Source organism: Streptomyces sp. NPDC051452 (assembly GCF_044454765.1).
GTDB lineage: Bacteria > Actinomycetota > Actinomycetes > Streptomycetales > Streptomycetaceae > Streptomyces.
Map to the genome: position 1 here is coordinate 369,670 of NZ_JBITEB010000005.1, position 14,336 is coordinate 384,005.

Consider the following 14,336-nt stretch of genomic DNA (forward strand, 5'->3'; position numbering starts at 1 on the left):
TGAGTAACCCGTCCCCCTTTTGAGCAGGCAGGGAGCCGCATCCCGATGTCCGAGCCGGAAGAGCGTCCAGAGATCCAAGGGATCGACATCCACACGACCGCGGGCAAGCTCGCGGATCTCCAGCGCCGCATCGACGAGGCGACGCACGCCGGCTCCGCACGTGCTGTGGAGAAGCAGCACGCCAAGGGCAAACTGACGGCCCGTGAGCGGATCGAACTCCTCCTCGACGAGGACTCCTTCGTGGAGCTGGACGAGTTCGCCCGGCACCGCTCGACCCACTTCGGGCTCGATCAGAACCGGCCCTACGGCGACGGTGTCGTCACGGGCTACGGCACCGTCGACGGCCGGCCCGTCGCCGTGTTCTCGCAGGACTTCACCGTCTTCGGCGGCGCGCTCGGCGAGGTGTACGGCCAGAAGATCGTCAAGGTCATGGACTTCGCGCTGAAGACCGGCTGCCCGGTCGTCGGCATCAACGACTCCGGCGGCGCGCGGATCCAGGAGGGCGTGGCCTCCCTCGGCGCGTACGGCGAGATCTTCCGCCGCAACACCCACGCCTCCGGGGTGATTCCGCAGATCAGCCTGGTCGTCGGCCCCTGCGCGGGCGGCGCGGTGTACTCCCCGGCCATCACCGACTTCACGGTCATGGTCGACCAGACCTCGCACATGTTCATCACCGGTCCGGACGTCATCAAGACCGTCACCGGCGAGGACGTCGGCTTCGAGGAGCTGGGCGGCGCCCGCACCCACAACACCGCCTCCGGCGTGGCCCACCACATGGCCGGGGACGAGAAGGACGCCATCGAGTACGTCAAGCAGCTGCTGTCGTACCTGCCGTCCAACAACCTCTCGGAGCCGCCCGTCTTCCCGGAGGAGGCGGATCTCGCCCCCACCGACGAGGACCGCGAGCTGGACACGCTGGTCCCGGACAGCGCGAACCAGCCGTACGACATTCGCACGGTGATCGAACACGTCCTGGACGACGCCGAGTTCTTCGAGACGCAGGCGCTGTTCGCGCCGAACATCGTCACCGGCTTCGGCCGGGTCGAGGGCCGTCCGGTGGGCGTGGTCGCCAACCAGCCGATGCAGTTCGCCGGCTGCCTCGACATCGCGGCGAGCGAGAAGGCCGCCCGGTTCGTGCGCACCTGCGACGCGTTCAACGTCCCGGTCCTGACCTTCGTCGACGTGCCGGGCTTCCTGCCGGGCGTCGACCAGGAGCACGACGGCATCATCCGCCGCGGCGCCAAGCTGATCTACGCCTACGCCGAGGCCACCGTCCCGCTGATCACCGTGATCACCCGCAAGGCCTTCGGCGGCGCCTACGACGTCATGGGCTCCAAGCACCTGGGCGCCGACCTCAACCTCGCCTGGCCCACCGCGCAGATCGCCGTGATGGGCGCCCAGGGCGCGGTCAACATCCTGCACCGCCGCACGCTCGCTGAGGCGGCGGCGAGCGGGGAGGACGTCGAGGCGGTGCGTGCCCGGCTCATCCGGGAGTACGAGGACACCCTGCTCAACCCGTACGTCGCGGCCGAGCGCGGCTACGTCGACGCGGTGATCATGCCGTCCGACACCCGGGCCCACATCGTGCGCGGGCTGCGTCAGCTGCGCACGAAGCGGGAATCCCTGCCTCCGAAGAAGCACGGCAACATCCCCCTGTAGGCCCGGCCGAGCGAGAGGAAGCCGTCATGACGATCAAGGTCGTACGAGGCAATCCGACCCCGGAGGAGCTGGCCGCCGCACTGGCGGTGGTCCGCGCCCGCGCCGCGGCGGCGGCGGTCGAGCCGTCCGGCGCGCAGGGACCCGGGGACGCGTGGGCGGACCCGTCCCGGATCGCCGCCGCCCGGCTGCCCCAGCCGGGCCCGGCGTCCTGGACCCGCACGTACTGGCCGAGCTGAGTCACGCGCGGGGGGTGATGCCGGGCGCCCGACCTGAGTACGGCTACTCAGGCGCCCGGCACACCACCCGCGGCAGGCTGGGGGCATGCTGTGGTCAGACCCCGACGACGAACCGCCCGAGGAACTGCGTGACATGCAGCGGATGCTGCGGCGGCTCGGAGTCCTGATGGCCCTCGCCATGCTCCTGGCGATGATCGTGATCGGTCTGAGGTGAGCCGGCCGGCGCCCCGCGGGCAGGGCCTTTCCATCGGATCGGCCCGGCCGGGATCAGGGGCGCCGGATGGCCCGCCCCGGCAAGATCCGAACGTGAGGCCCTACCCTGACCGCATGACTGCCAAGCGCCACAGGCGACTCGTGCTCGCCTCCCAGTCCCCCGCCCGGCTCGGACTGCTCCGGCAGGCCGGCCTCGCGCCCGAGGTGATCGTGAGCGGGGTCGACGAGGACGCCGTCACCGCCCCCACCCCGGCCGAGCTGGCGCTCGCGCTGGCCGAGGCGAAGGCCTCGGTGGTGGCGGCGAAACCGGAGGTGCGCGGCGCCCTGGTGATCGGCTGCGACTCGGTGCTGGAGCTGGACGGGCAGGCGCTCGGCAAGCCCGCCGACGCCGCGGAGGCCACCGCCCGCTGGAAGGCGATGCGCGGCCGGGCGGGAGTCCTCCAGACGGGGCACTGCGTCTGGGACACGGAGGCCGAACGGTACGTCTCGGCGACCGCCTCCACCGTGGTCCGCTTCGGCAAGCCCAGCGACGAGGAGATCGCCCGCTACGTGGCCTCCGGCGAGCCGCTGCACGTCGCCGGCGCGTTCACCCTGGACGGCCGTTCGGCGCCGTTCATCGAGGGCATCGACGGCGACCACGGCAACGTGATCGGCATCAGCCTGCCCCTGGTGCGCCGCCTCCTGGCCGAACTGGGCGTCGGCATCACGGAGTTGTGGGCGCCGGCGGAGTGACACGGGCGGGGACGGAGTCCTGCGGCTCCTGCTCCCCGTCCTTCGGCGCGCCGCGCTGCCCCGGGAGCCGTTCCGGCACCCCGGCGTCCTCGTGCGGCTCGGTCCGCGCCGCGGGGTCGCCCCCGGCGTCGGCACCGCCGCCCGGGGCCGGCTGCCCGGGGCCGACCGCCCGGTCGTACGTCATCAGCAGCAGGACGATCAGCCCGAGCACGACGATCATGAACAGGAACGCGTTCACGCCGATCAGGCCCCAGGCGAACGCGCCGAGCAGGCCGTGCACCACGGCCGCGCTGATCAGCAGGATGCGGCCGAGGCCGGCCGGGGGGCGGTCGCGGATCGCGACCAGCACGGCCACCAGGGCGCACAGGGCGAAGTAGAGGCCGAAGACGACCCCACCGATCTTCGAGGACATGGACATAACGTCGGGGTCGAGGCCGGCCAGGGACATCTTCTGCCGGTCGACGACCATGCCCATGAACCAGTTGACGGCCGCGATGCCGAGCGCCTCGGCGAGGAGGACCACCGCCACGACCCACGCCACCGGTCTGCGTATCACCGGTCCCCACCCACTTTCCAGCCAGCGATCTGTTACCCGAGGTACGTTCAGGCCATCGTGAACGCTACTAACGGGTAAACCCGGGGACAAGAGTTCGCGCGGCAGCAAAGAATCATTGGGCCATTCGTAGGGACTCGACAAAGAATCCGAGTGGGCCGCAGCACCCCGCCACAGAGACCTTGACCACACGACAGGGCTAGGGTTTTCCGGAGGAGTCCTGCGTACCGGGGTGCGACTTGGACTTTCGCGGGACGAGCGGACCTCGGATCACGCTCCGTGTGGGCAAGCTCACCATTGGGGACGGGTCGAAGTGTCGTGTCGGCAGTCCCTAAACTCGGCTTGTTTCAAGGAGGGAGCCTCAATCGTGCGCAAGGTGCTCATCGCCAACCGTGGCGAAATCGCTGTCCGCGTGGCCCGGGCCTGTCGGGATGCCGGGATCGCGAGCGTGGCCGTCTACGCCGACCCTGACCGGGACGCTCTGCATGTCCGCGCCGCGGATGAGGCGTTCGCCCTGGGCGGTGACACTCCGGCCACCAGCTATCTGGACATCGACAAGGTGTTGAACGCGGCCCGTGAGTCCGGCGCCGACGCCGTCCATCCGGGTTACGGCTTCCTCTCGGAGAACGCCGAGTTCGCCCAGGCGGTCCTGGACGCGGACCTGATCTGGATCGGCCCGCCGCCGCAGGCCATCCGCGACCTGGGTGACAAGGTCGCCGCCCGGCACATCGCCCAGCGCGCCGGCGCCCCGCTGGTGGCCGGCACGTCCGACCCGGTCTCGGGCGCCGACGAGGTCGTGGCCTTCGCCGAGGAGCACGGCCTGCCGATCGCGATCAAGGCCGCCTTCGGTGGCGGCGGTCGCGGTCTGAAAGTCGCGCGGACCCTGGAAGAGGTCCCCGAGCTGTACGACTCCGCCGTCCGCGAGGCGGTCGCCGCCTTCGGCCGCGGCGAGTGCTTCGTCGAGCGCTACCTCGACCGGCCGCGGCACGTGGAGACCCAGTGCCTGGCCGACAAGCACGGCAACGTGGTCGTCGTCTCCACCCGTGACTGCTCGCTGCAGCGCCGCCACCAGAAGCTGGTCGAGGAGGCGCCGGCGCCGTTCCTGTCCGAGGAGCAGGTCGCCGAGCTGTACCGCGCCTCCAAGGCCATCCTGAAGGAGGCCCGCTACGAGGGCGCGGGCACGTGTGAGTTCCTGGTCGGCCAGGACGGCACGATCTCCTTCCTGGAGGTCAACACCCGCCTCCAGGTCGAGCACCCGGTGACCGAGGAGGTCGCCGGCATCGACCTGGTGCGCGAGATGTTCCGCATCGCCGACGGCGAGGAACTGGGCTACGGCGACCCCGCCCTGCGCGGACACTCCTTCGAGTTCCGCATCAACGGCGAGGACCCGGGCCGCAACTTCCTCCCGGCCCCGGGCACGGTCACCCGCTTCGACGCGCCGTCGGGCCCGGGTGTCCGCCTGGACGCGGGCGTGGAGTCCGGCAGCGTGATCGGCCCGGCCTGGGACTCGCTGCTCGCGAAGCTGATCGTCACCGGCCGCACCCGCAAGGAGGCCCTGGAGCGGGCCGCCCGCGCCCTGGACGAGTTCCAGGTCGAGGGCATGGCGACGGCGATCCCGTTCCACCGCGCGGTCGTGCGGGATCCGGCGTTCGGCCCGGAGCTGACCGGCTCGTCGGACCCGTTCACGGTCCACACCCGCTGGATCGAGACCGAGTTCGTCAACGAGATCAAGCCCTTCGCCGCGCCGGCCGACGCCGAGGCGGACGAGGAGATGGGCCGCGAGACGGTCGTCGTCGAGGTCGGCGGCAAGCGGCTGGAGGTCTCGCTGCCCTCGTCCCTCGGGATGAGCCTGGCCCGCACCGGCCTCGCGGCCGGCGCCAAGCCCAAGCGCCGCGCGGCCAAGAAGTCCGGCCCCGTCGCCTCCGGTGACAGCCTCGCCTCGCCCATGCAGGGCACGATCGTCAAGATCGCGGTCGAGGAGGGCCAGGAGGTCCAGGAGGGCGACCTGATCGTCGTCCTGGAGGCCATGAAGATGGAGCAGCCCCTGAACGCCCACAAGGCGGGCACCATCAAGGGCCTCACCGCCGAGGTCGGCGCATCGGTGACCTCGGGCGCGGCCATCTGCGAGATCAAGGACTGACCCACCCAACGCCCGGTGGACCCCCTGGGGCCCACCGGGCACCGCCCGCCCCCCTCAGCGGCGCGAGGACCCGCGCGCCAAGCCACGACGCACGGACAGCCAAGACACGGGGTCAGCCCCCCCAGGGGCGCGAGGAACTGCGCGACCAGCCACCACGCACGGACACCCGTAGAACCGACGCCACCCCCCTCAGGGGCGCGGGGAACTGCGCGACAAGCCACGACGCACTGGCACCCAAGTCACGAGGTCTACCCCCCTCCAGGGGCGCGAGGAACTGCGCGACCAGCCACCACGCACGGACACCCGTAGAACCGGCGCCAGCCCCCCTCAGGGGCGCGAGGAACTGCGCGACAAGCCACCACGCACCCGGCGCCCAAGACACGAGGTCAGCCCCCAGGGGCGCGAGGAACCGCGCGACAAGCCACCCACGCACCCGGCGCCCGCACAGCGACCCCAGCCGTCGGCAGACCTACCGGCGTCGCAAGTCGGCGACCCGAGCCCGCTCGGCCCCCGCCGCCTCCCCCATCCCCGCCGCGGACCGCAGCGCGGAGGACCCGGGCGCATGCCCCCGCCGGGGACCGGGCAGGGCCCGCTGCTGACGCGCCGCAGGCCCTTGCTCACCCCCCAGCCCCCCGCTCGCCCCGGCCACGGCGATCTGCACCCCCTGATCGGCAAGGGCCTGCAGCTCGGTGGCGGCACGGTCGTCGTGGACCGGCGGCTCGTCGGTGACCAGCCGGGTGATGAGATCCGTCGGCACGGTCTGGAACATCGTGTCCGTCCCGAGCTTGGTGTGGTCGGCGAGGACCACGACCTCCGCGGCGGCCTGCACCAGCGCCCGGTCGACGGACGCCGACAGCATGTTGGACGTGGACAGCCCGCGCTCCGCGGTGAGCCCGCTCCCGGACAGGAATGCCCTGGACACCCGCAGCCCCTGGAGGGACTGCTCGGCCCCGGAACCGACGAGGGCGTAGTTGGAACCGCGCAGGGTGCCACCGGTCATCACGACCTCCACCCGGTTGGCGTGGGCCAACGCCTGTGCCACCAGCAGGGAGTTGGTGACGACGGTCAGTCCGGGCACCCGCGCGAGCCGGCGGGCCAGCTCCTGCGTGGTGGTACCCGCGCCGACCACGATGGCCTCGCCCTCTTCGACGAGTCCCGCGGCGAGGTCGGCGATGGCCGTCTTCTCGGCGGTCGCGAGATGAGACTTCTGCGGAAAGCCGGACTCCCGCGTGAATCCGCCCGGCAGTACCGCACCGCCGTGCCGGCGGTCGAGGAGTCCTTCGGCCTCCAGCGCGCGCACGTCCCGCCGTACGGTCACTTCGGAGGTCTGGACGACGCGGGCGAGTTCACGGAGCGACACGGCACCGTTCGCTCGCACCATTTCGAGGATCAATTGGCGACGTTCAGCAGCGAACACGAAACTGACAGTAACCCCAGCGACCGTCTGCTTTCAGCAGTTTGCGCCGAATAACAGAAGTTGTTCGCATGGTGGGGCGGGAGGTGATATAGGGCCTACCCGCCCCGACTATGCCGTACGCACACGCGACAACTCCCCGTGACCAGCGGGAAGTTGGCCGGAGGCTCAGGCCTCGGCGCTCGCCTTGCGGGTGTGCAGCTGCCGGGCGACCTCCGCGATCGACCCCGAAAGGGAGGGGTAGACCGTGAACGCGTTCGCGATCTGTTCGACCGTCAGATTGTTGTCGACGGCGATCGAGATGGGGTGGATGAGTTCCGAGGCGCGGGGAGCCACGACCACACCGCCGACGACGATGCCCGTGCCGGGGCGGCAGAAGATCTTGACGAAGCCGTCCCGGATGCCCTGCATCTTGGCGCGCGGGTTGCGCAGCAGGGGCAGCTTGACCACCCGCGCGTCGATCTTGCCCGCGTCCACGTCCGCCTGCGAGTAGCCGACGGTGGCGATCTCCGGGTCGGTGAAGACGTTGGAGGAGACCGTCTTCAGGTTCAGCGGGGCCACCGCGTCGCCGAGGAAGTGGTACATGGCGATGCGGCCCTGCATGGCGGCGACGGACGCGAGGGCGAAGACGCCGGTCACGTCACCGGCCGCGTAGACGCCGGGAGCGGTCGTCCTGGAGACCTTGTCGGTCCAGATGTGACCGGACTCGCGCAGCTTGACGCCGGCCTCCTCCAGACCGAGGCCCGCGCTGTTGGGGATGGCGCCGACGGCCATGAGGCAGTGGCTGCCGGTGATGACCCGGCCGTCGGCCAGCGTCACCTCGACCCGGTCGCCGACGCGCTTGGCGGACTGCGCACGGGAGCGGGCCATGACGTTCATGCCGCGGCGGCGGAAGACGTCCTCCAGGACGGCGGCGGCGTCCGGGTCCTCCCCGGGCAGCACGCGGTCCCGGGACGACACGAGGGTGACCTTGGACCCCAGTGCCTGGTAGGCGCCGGCGAACTCGGCGCCGGTGACGCCGGACCCGACCACGATCAGCTCTTCGGGCAGCTCGGTGAGGTCGTAGACCTGGGTCCAGTTGAGGATGCGCTCGCCGTCGGGCTGGGCGTCGGGCAGCTCGCGCGGGTGGCCGCCGGTGGCGATGAGGACGGCGTCGGCGGGCAGGGTCTCCTCGGTGCCGTCGGCGGCGGTGACGACGACCTTGCGGGAACCGTCGAGGCCCTGCATCCCGTCCAGCCGGCCGCGGCCGCGCAGGACCCGGGCTCCGGCGCGAGTGACCGAGGCGGTGATGTCGTGGGACTGGGCGAGCGCGAGGCGCTTGACCCGCCGGTTGACCTTGCCCAGGTCCACGCCGACCACCCGGGCCGCCTGCTCCAGCGGAGGGGTGTCGTCGGCGACGATGATCCCCAGCTCCTCGTAGGAGGAGTCGAAGGTGGTCATCACCTCGGCCGTGGCGATAAGGGTCTTCGACGGCACGCAGTCGGTCAGCACCGACGCTCCGCCCAGACCGTCGCAGTCGACGACGGTCACCTCCGCGCCGAGCTGGGCGGCCACCAGGGCCGCCTCGTATCCGCCGGGTCCGCCACCGATGATCACGATCCGAGTCACGTACCCCATTGTCCCGCACGCCTCAAGGTGGCACCGCCCCGGGGGGCGTGCCCAGGGGCCGGCCGGGACGGAAGTGGCCCGCGTTCCCCCTGCCGTACGCTCTCACCCATGTCGCTCTACGCCGCGTACGCCGGCAACCTCGACGCGCGGCTGATGTCCCGCCGCGCCCCGCACTCGCCGCTGCGCGCCACCGGCTGGCTGAACGGCTGGCGGCTGACCTTCGGCGGGGAGCAGCTGGGCTGGGAGGGCGCGCTGGCGACGCTCGTGGAGGACCCGTTGGCGCAGGTCTTCGTCGGCCTGTACGACCTCGCGCCCCTGGACGAGGAGTCGCTCGACCGGTGGGAGGGCGTGGGGCTCGGCATCTACCGCCGGGTACGCGTGCGCGTGCACACCCTGGACGGCGAGGAGTCGGCCTGGGCGTATGTCCTCGACGGCTACGAGGGCGGGCTGCCCTCCGCGCGCTATCTGGGCGAGATCGCCGACGCGGCGGAGTCGGCCGGGGCGCCGCACGACTATGTGATGGAACTCCGCAAGCGCCCCTGCTGACCGCCCTCCCGCGTCCCGCCCGCACACCGGTCGAGCCGACGGTTGCCCCTTTCCCGCCCTTTCGTCCCCCGTTCGTGGAAAACGACAAGACAACGATCGCAATACCGTGGGCTCTGTCATCTACGCGCGTAGGCGCAGACCGGCTACCCTCGTCGGCGTGAACGCATCTCTTCTTCCGGACGACATCCAGGGCGACCCCTACGCCGCCGCCGACGCCGCCGCCGCGCGCCTGCGCGAACTCACCGGCGCCGAGACCCACGACGTCGCCCTGGTGATGGGCTCCGGCTGGGCTCCGGCCGTCGACGCACTGGGCACCCCCGACGCCGAATTCCAGGTCACCGAGCTGCCCGGCTTCCCGCCGCCGGCCGTCGAGGGCCACGGTGGCAAGATCCGCTCGTACTCCTTCGACGGAAAGCGCGCCCTGGTCTTCCTGGGCCGCACGCACTACTACGAGGGCCGTGGCGTCGCCGCCGTCGCGCACGGTGTGCGCACCGCCGTCGCCGGCGGCTGCAAGACCGTGGTCCTCACCAACGGCTGCGGCGGTCTGCGCGAGGGCATGCGTCCCGGCCAGCCGGTGCTGATCAGCGACCACATCAACCTGACGGCGACCTCCCCGATCGTCGGCGCGAACTTCGTCGACCTGACGGACCTGTACTCGCCGCGCCTGCGCGCCCTGTGCAAGGAGATCGACCCCACCCTCGAAGAGGGCGTCTACGCGCAGTTCCCCGGCCCGCACTACGAGACCCCGGCCGAGATCCGCATGGCCCGCGTGATCGGCGCGGACCTGGTCGGCATGTCCACGGTGCTGGAGGCCATCGCCGCGCGCGAGGCCGGCGCCGAGGTGCTGGGCATCTCCCTGGTGACCAACCTGGCCGCGGGCATGACCGGCGAACCCCTCAACCACGAAGAGGTCCTCCAGGCGGGCCGCGACTCGGCGGCGCGCATGGGCCAGCTGCTGACCCAGGTGCTCGGCAGGATCTGACCGGTACCACCGGGCGGCGCCGGCCGGGGCGTGGCCGGCGCCGGGTGAGGGCAAAGACGGGGGACCGGGGGCGAAGCGCCCGGCGGGACCAGGCAACCAGGCAAACACAGGAGAGGTTGATCCCAAGGTGCACGACGATCTGATCGCCCGGGCCAAGGCATGGCTCGCCGAGGACCCCGACACGGACACCCGTGACGAACTCGCCGAGCTGATCGACGCCGGCGACACGAAGGAGTTGTCGGCCCGCTTCTCCGGCACCCTCCAGTTCGGCACCGCGGGTCTGCGCGGCGAACTGGGCGCCGGCCCGATGCGCATGAACCGCAGTGTCGTCGTCCGCGCCGCCGCCGGTCTCGCCGCGTACCTGAAGAAGAACGGAACCCCCCACGGGGGGGACGACGCCGGCCTCGTCGTCATCGGCTACGACGCCCGCCACAAGTCCGCCGACTTCGCCCGTGACACCGCCGCCGTGATGACCGGCGCCGGCCTGCGCGCCGCCGTGCTCCCGCGCCCCCTGCCCACCCCCGTGCTGGCCTTCGCCATACGGCACCTCGGCGCGGTCGCGGGCGTGGAGGTCACCGCCAGCCACAACCCGCCCCGGGACAACGGCTACAAGGTGTACCTCGGCGACGGCTCCCAGATCGTGCCGCCCGCCGACGCGGGGATCGCCGCCGAGATCGAGGCGATCGCCTCCCTGAACGACGTACCGCGCCCCGACTCCGGCTGGGAGACCCTGGACGAGTCGGTCCTGGACGCCTATCTGGCCCGTACGGACGCCGTCCTGGCCGCCGGGTCCCCGCGCACCGCCCGCACGGTCTACACGGCGATGCACGGCGTCGGCAAGGACGTCCTGCTCGCCGCCTTCGCCCGCGCCGGCTTCCCCGAACCGGTGCTCGTCGCCGAGCAGGCCGAACCGGACCCGGACTTCCCGACGGTCGCCTTCCCCAACCCGGAGGAGCCGGGCGCGATGGACCTGGCGTTCGCGCGGGCCCGTGCGACCGGCCCGGACCTGGTCATCGCCAACGACCCCGACGCGGACCGCTGCGCGGTGGCCGTCGAGGACGGCGGCGAGTGGCGCATGCTGCGCGGCGACGAGGTGGGTGCCCTGCTCGCCGCCCACCTGGTGCGCAGCGGGGCGCGCGGCACGTTCGCCGAGTCGATCGTCTCCTCCTCCCTGCTCGGCCGGATCGCCGACAAGGCGGGGCTGCCGTACGAGGAGACCCTGACCGGCTTCAAGTGGATCGCCCGCGTCGACGGCCTGCGCTACGGCTACGAGGAGGCCCTCGGCTACTGCGTGGACCCGCAGGGGGTGCGCGACAAGGACGGCATCACGGCGGCGCTGCTGATCACCGAGCTGGCCTCCGTACTCAAGGAGGAGGGCCGCACGCTGCTCGACCTCCTGGACGACCTGGCCGTCGAACACGGGCTGCACGCCACCGACCAGCTGTCGGTCCGGGTCGAGGACCTCTCCGTGATCGCCGACGCGATGGGCCGCCTGCGCGAGCGGCCGCCGGCCGAGCTGGCCGGTCTGGCCGTCACCAGGGCGGAGGACCTCACCCGGGGCACGGACAAGCTGCCGCCCACCGACGGCCTGCGCTACACCCTCGACGGCGCCCGCGTCATCGTCCGCCCGAGCGGCACCGAGCCCAAGCTCAAGTGCTATCTGGAGGTCGTCGTGCCGGTCGCGACCCACGCCGACCTGCCGTCGGCCCGGGCCCGGGCCACCCGGCTCCTCGACACTCTGAAGCGGGGCTTCGCGGCGGCGGCCGGCCTCTGAGCCGAGGCGTTCCGCCGATCGGACGCTTCGTGCGGCAGGGAGCCGTCCGGGTCCGTGGTCACACCGGTGCCCGCGGCGGCGCGGCGGGAGGTCCGGTCGGCGCCGATGTCGTGGCTCACCTCGATCTCGCGCGCGTAGTGCGCGGCGAGTGAGCGCAGGACGGTGACGGCGGCCTCGGTGGACGGCAGATGTCCGGGCGAGCGGTCCATACCGCCGATCATGACCCGTGGGTCAGCGCCCGTCGTCAGTGGGGCCGGGAAAGCGCAGGTAGCGCGGGGGTACCGCCTTCGTCAGCCAGACTCCGTTGGCGCTGACGTGGAAGACGTGACCGTCGCGGTGCGCCGGAGGGCGGAGGGGGGCGCCGTGCCCGAGCCCGATGGCCCAAGCGAGCGGGGCGCCGCCGGGGCCTTCGGGTGCGGCGTGGAACCGGTCCGCCGGATCCGGTCCGGGAAACGGACGCCCGCCCTCCGTCCCCGGACCCAGCACGAGGCGCTCGACGCGGACGGCTCAAGGGCTGCCCGCGTACGCCGAGGAGGAGACCGGGCGTGTGGTGGCCGCGCGGACGGCCGCCCGAGCCGGGTCGGCCGCGGCGCGTTGGTCACCGGGTGGGGCCGTCGCCTCGCCCCGTCCCCCGCCGCCCGGGCGGGGTTCGCGCCGTATGCCGCCGGGTGGGCGTCAGCCCGTGGCGAGCAGGATCGCCAGGAGGATCGCGCCGGCGGCCGCCGGGGCCATGACCTCGTAGGCCCAGCGCGCGCTCGGCTCGCCCTGGGCGCTCTCGGACTGCCCGCTCCGCTCCAGCAGCTCCCGCAGGTCGTCCATGACGCGGTCGGTCTCGGCCCGGGTCGGGCCGGTCTCCGGGCCGCGCAGGCCGAACCCGCCGAGGCCGAGGCCGCTCGGGCCGAGGGCGCCGACCCGGCCGCCCGGGGTGACGCCCCGGGCCGCGTCCGCCGCGGCCCGCTGCCCGCGGCGGGCCGCCTTCTTGCGGGCCCGCAGCGAGACCGGGATCGCCCACAGCTGGTACTTGGTGCCGGTCTTGGCGACGATCTCGTTGGTGAAGCCGGAGCGCAGGGCCTCGACCGCGCCCCAGGGCAGCGTGATGACCCGGAAGGGGTTGCGGACGCGCAGCCGGTCGTCGTTGACGAAGACCGCCGGGCGGAGGGTGAAGGCGGTCACCAGGGGGATCACCAGGATCATCCCGGCCAGCGCCAGCCACGGCGTGCGGTCGTGGCCCTTGACCAGCGCGTCGAAGCCCAGCCAGCAGACGACCGCGAGCAGCAGCACGCCGCCCAGGAGCCCCAGGGGCGAGCGGTAGATCCGGTCCTTGACGGCGGGTACCGGAGGCTGTGACGCGGGTGACGGGTGGTCCGGGGTGGTCATGGCCCCGATTGTGCCCGACGCGGGCGTGAGTGCGCCCGGGTGCCCCGGGACCGGCGCTCATCCGTGATCTGCGGCCCGGCGACGAGCACGGGGGCTGTACAGCCGCTACGCGCGTAGATATGCTCGTCTGGTGACCATGCCCACCTCTGCACCCACAGCACATGCTCTCGCCGGCGTCACCGCGTCCGACAGCACGCTGGGCCGCTTCCTGCACGGGTTGCCCGGCGTCGACGCGGTCGGCCTGGAGGCGCGCGCCGCGTCTCTCGGCACCCGTTCCATCAAGACCACCGCGAAGGCGTACGCCATCGACCTCGCCATCTCGATGGTCGACCTGACGACGCTGGAAGGCGCGGACACCCCGGGCAAGGTCCGGGCGCTCGGCGCCAAGGCGGTCCGCCCCGACCCCACGGACCGGACGACCCCGGCCACGGCGGCCGTGTGCGTCTATCCCGACATGGTGGCCGCCGCCAAGGAGGCCGTCGCCGGTTCCGGCGTGAAGGTCGCCTCGGTGGCCACCGCCTTCCCGGCCGGCCGCGCCGCCCTCGACGTGAAGCTGGCCGACGTGCGGGACGCCGTCGCCGCGGGCGCCGACGAGATCGACATGGTCATCGACCGGGGCGCGTTCCTCGCCGGCAAGTACCTGAAGGTGTACGACGAGATCGTCGCCGTAAAGGAGGCCTGCGGGGACAGCGCCCGACTGAAGGTCATCTTCGAGACGGGCGAGCTGTCGACGTACGACAACATCCGCCGCGCCTCCTGGCTCGGCATGCTGGCCGGCGCCGACTTCATCAAGACCTCCACCGGCAAGGTCGCCGTCAACGCGACCCCGGCCAACACCCTGCTGATGCTGGAGGCGGTGCGCGACTTCCGCGCCCAGACCGGCGTCCAGGTCGGCGTGAAGCCCGCCGGTGGCATCCGCACCACCAAGGACGCCGTCAAGTTCCTCGTCCTGGTCAACGAGACCGTCGGCGCGGACTGGCTGGACAACCACTGGTTCCGCTTCGGCGCCTCCTCGCTGCTGAACGACCTGCTGATGCAGCGCCAGAAGCTGGCCACCGGACGCTACTCCGGCCCCGACTACGTGACGGTGGACTGAGACCCA

At 72.3% G+C, this 14,336-nt stretch carries 13 protein-coding genes and 1 pseudogene; 9 read left to right on the plus strand and 5 right to left on the minus strand.

What is annotated here, in order from left to right; genetic code table 11:
- The first annotated feature begins 45 nt into the window (after window positions 1-45).
- The 4 genes from ACIBA9_RS16605 to ACIBA9_RS16620 all read left to right on the plus strand — a co-directional run bounded on the left by ACIBA9_RS16605 (window position 46) and on the right by ACIBA9_RS16620 (window position 2,840).
- On the plus strand, window positions 46-1,659 hold the full coding sequence (locus tag ACIBA9_RS16605) for an acyl-CoA carboxylase subunit beta (RefSeq protein WP_399363534.1): 1,614 nt from the start codon (window positions 46-48) through the stop codon (window positions 1,657-1,659).
- A 26-nt stretch (window positions 1,660-1,685) separates the two neighbouring features.
- A complete protein-coding gene (locus tag ACIBA9_RS16610; RefSeq protein WP_362150873.1) occupies window positions 1,686-1,895 on the plus strand; it encodes an acyl-CoA carboxylase epsilon subunit in 210 nt (69 codons plus the stop codon).
- A gap of 85 nt (window positions 1,896-1,980) precedes the next feature.
- Window positions 1,981-2,109: a morphogenic membrane protein MmpB gene (mmpB, locus tag ACIBA9_RS16615; protein WP_362150870.1), complete on the plus strand. Its 129-nt coding sequence runs from the start codon at window positions 1,981-1,983 to the stop codon at window positions 2,107-2,109.
- 113 nt (window positions 2,110-2,222) lie between these two features.
- A complete protein-coding gene (locus ACIBA9_RS16620) occupies window positions 2,223-2,840 on the plus strand; it encodes a Maf family protein (protein ID WP_399363536.1) in 618 nt (205 codons plus the stop codon).
- On the opposite strand, the gene ACIBA9_RS16625 is transcribed toward ACIBA9_RS16620, so the two are convergent.
- The gene (locus ACIBA9_RS16625; RefSeq protein WP_399363538.1) at window positions 2,812-3,396 is read right to left on the minus strand and encodes a hypothetical protein; all 585 of its coding nucleotides are present in this window, start codon (window positions 3,394-3,396) and stop codon (window positions 2,812-2,814) included. The genes ACIBA9_RS16620 and ACIBA9_RS16625 overlap by 29 nt on opposite strands.
- Before the next feature lie 364 nt (window positions 3,397-3,760).
- Between ACIBA9_RS16625 and ACIBA9_RS16630 the strand changes: the two genes are divergently transcribed.
- Window positions 3,761-5,533 (plus strand): acetyl/propionyl/methylcrotonyl-CoA carboxylase subunit alpha, encoded by a 1,773-nt coding sequence (locus ACIBA9_RS16630; RefSeq protein ID WP_399363540.1) that lies wholly within the window; start codon window positions 3,761-3,763, stop codon window positions 5,531-5,533.
- Window positions 5,534-6,002: 469 nt separating this feature from the next.
- Here the strand turns inward: ACIBA9_RS16630 and ACIBA9_RS16635 are convergent, their stop codons facing one another.
- On the minus strand, window positions 6,003-6,950 hold the full coding sequence (locus tag ACIBA9_RS16635; RefSeq protein ID WP_362150859.1) for a DeoR/GlpR family DNA-binding transcription regulator: 948 nt from the start codon (window positions 6,948-6,950) through the stop codon (window positions 6,003-6,005).
- A gap of 165 nt (window positions 6,951-7,115) precedes the next feature.
- Window positions 7,116-8,564 (minus strand): NAD(P)H-quinone dehydrogenase, encoded by a 1,449-nt coding sequence (locus tag ACIBA9_RS16640; protein WP_362150856.1) that lies wholly within the window; start codon window positions 8,562-8,564, stop codon window positions 7,116-7,118.
- 99 nt (window positions 8,565-8,663) lie between these two features.
- Here ACIBA9_RS16640 and ACIBA9_RS16645 point away from each other — a divergent pair, with 99 nt between their 5' ends.
- The 3 genes from ACIBA9_RS16645 to ACIBA9_RS16655 all read left to right on the plus strand — a co-directional run bounded on the left by ACIBA9_RS16645 (window position 8,664) and on the right by ACIBA9_RS16655 (window position 11,857).
- Window positions 8,664-9,101: a gamma-glutamylcyclotransferase gene (locus ACIBA9_RS16645; protein ID WP_362150853.1), complete on the plus strand. Its 438-nt coding sequence runs from the start codon at window positions 8,664-8,666 to the stop codon at window positions 9,099-9,101.
- 157 nt (window positions 9,102-9,258) lie between these two features.
- Entirely contained in the window at window positions 9,259-10,083 is an 825-nt protein-coding gene (locus ACIBA9_RS16650) for a purine-nucleoside phosphorylase (RefSeq protein WP_399363543.1), read from the plus strand.
- Between the two features lie 127 nt (window positions 10,084-10,210).
- On the plus strand, window positions 10,211-11,857 hold the full coding sequence (locus ACIBA9_RS16655; protein ID WP_399363545.1) for a phospho-sugar mutase: 1,647 nt from the start codon (window positions 10,211-10,213) through the stop codon (window positions 11,855-11,857).
- 23 nt (window positions 11,858-11,880) lie between these two features.
- Here the strand turns inward: ACIBA9_RS16655 and ACIBA9_RS16660 are convergent.
- Both ACIBA9_RS16660 and ACIBA9_RS16665 read right to left on the minus strand, forming a co-directional pair.
- A pseudogene (locus tag ACIBA9_RS16660) lies at window positions 11,881-12,078 on the minus strand (hypothetical protein); the annotation flags it as partial.
- 454 nt (window positions 12,079-12,532) lie between these two features.
- Window positions 12,533-13,234, minus strand: coding sequence for a PH domain-containing protein (locus tag ACIBA9_RS16665; protein ID WP_399363547.1), 702 nt, complete (start codon window positions 13,232-13,234; stop codon window positions 12,533-12,535).
- A gap of 136 nt (window positions 13,235-13,370) precedes the next feature.
- On the opposite strand from ACIBA9_RS16665, the gene deoC reads away from it, so the two are divergent.
- Entirely contained in the window at window positions 13,371-14,330 is a 960-nt protein-coding gene (gene deoC / locus ACIBA9_RS16670) for a deoxyribose-phosphate aldolase (RefSeq protein ID WP_362151379.1), read from the plus strand.
- Window positions 14,331-14,336 lie beyond the last annotated feature (6 nt).

Excerpts from the sequence above, each read along its gene's own strand:
- deoC (WP_362151379.1), top strand. The coding sequence starts at position 13,371 with ATGCCCACCTCTGCACCCACAGCACATGCTCTCGCCGGCGTCACCGCG.
- ACIBA9_RS16610 (WP_362150873.1), top strand. The coding sequence starts at position 1,686 with ATGACGATCAAGGTCGTACGAGGCAATCCGACCCCGGAGGAGCTGGCC.
- ACIBA9_RS16605 (WP_399363534.1), top strand. The coding sequence starts at position 46 with ATGTCCGAGCCGGAAGAGCGTCCAGAGATCCAAGGGATCGACATCCAC.
- ACIBA9_RS16645 (WP_362150853.1), top strand. The coding sequence starts at position 8,664 with ATGTCGCTCTACGCCGCGTACGCCGGCAACCTCGACGCGCGGCTGATG.
- mmpB (WP_362150870.1), top strand. The coding sequence starts at position 1,981 with ATGCTGTGGTCAGACCCCGACGACGAACCGCCCGAGGAACTGCGTGAC.
- ACIBA9_RS16620 (WP_399363536.1), top strand. The coding sequence starts at position 2,223 with ATGACTGCCAAGCGCCACAGGCGACTCGTGCTCGCCTCCCAGTCCCCC.
- ACIBA9_RS16665 (WP_399363547.1), bottom strand. The coding sequence starts at position 13,234 with ATGACCACCCCGGACCACCCGTCACCCGCGTCACAGCCTCCGGTACCC.
- ACIBA9_RS16640 (WP_362150856.1), bottom strand. The coding sequence starts at position 8,564 with ATGGGGTACGTGACTCGGATCGTGATCATCGGTGGCGGACCCGGCGGA.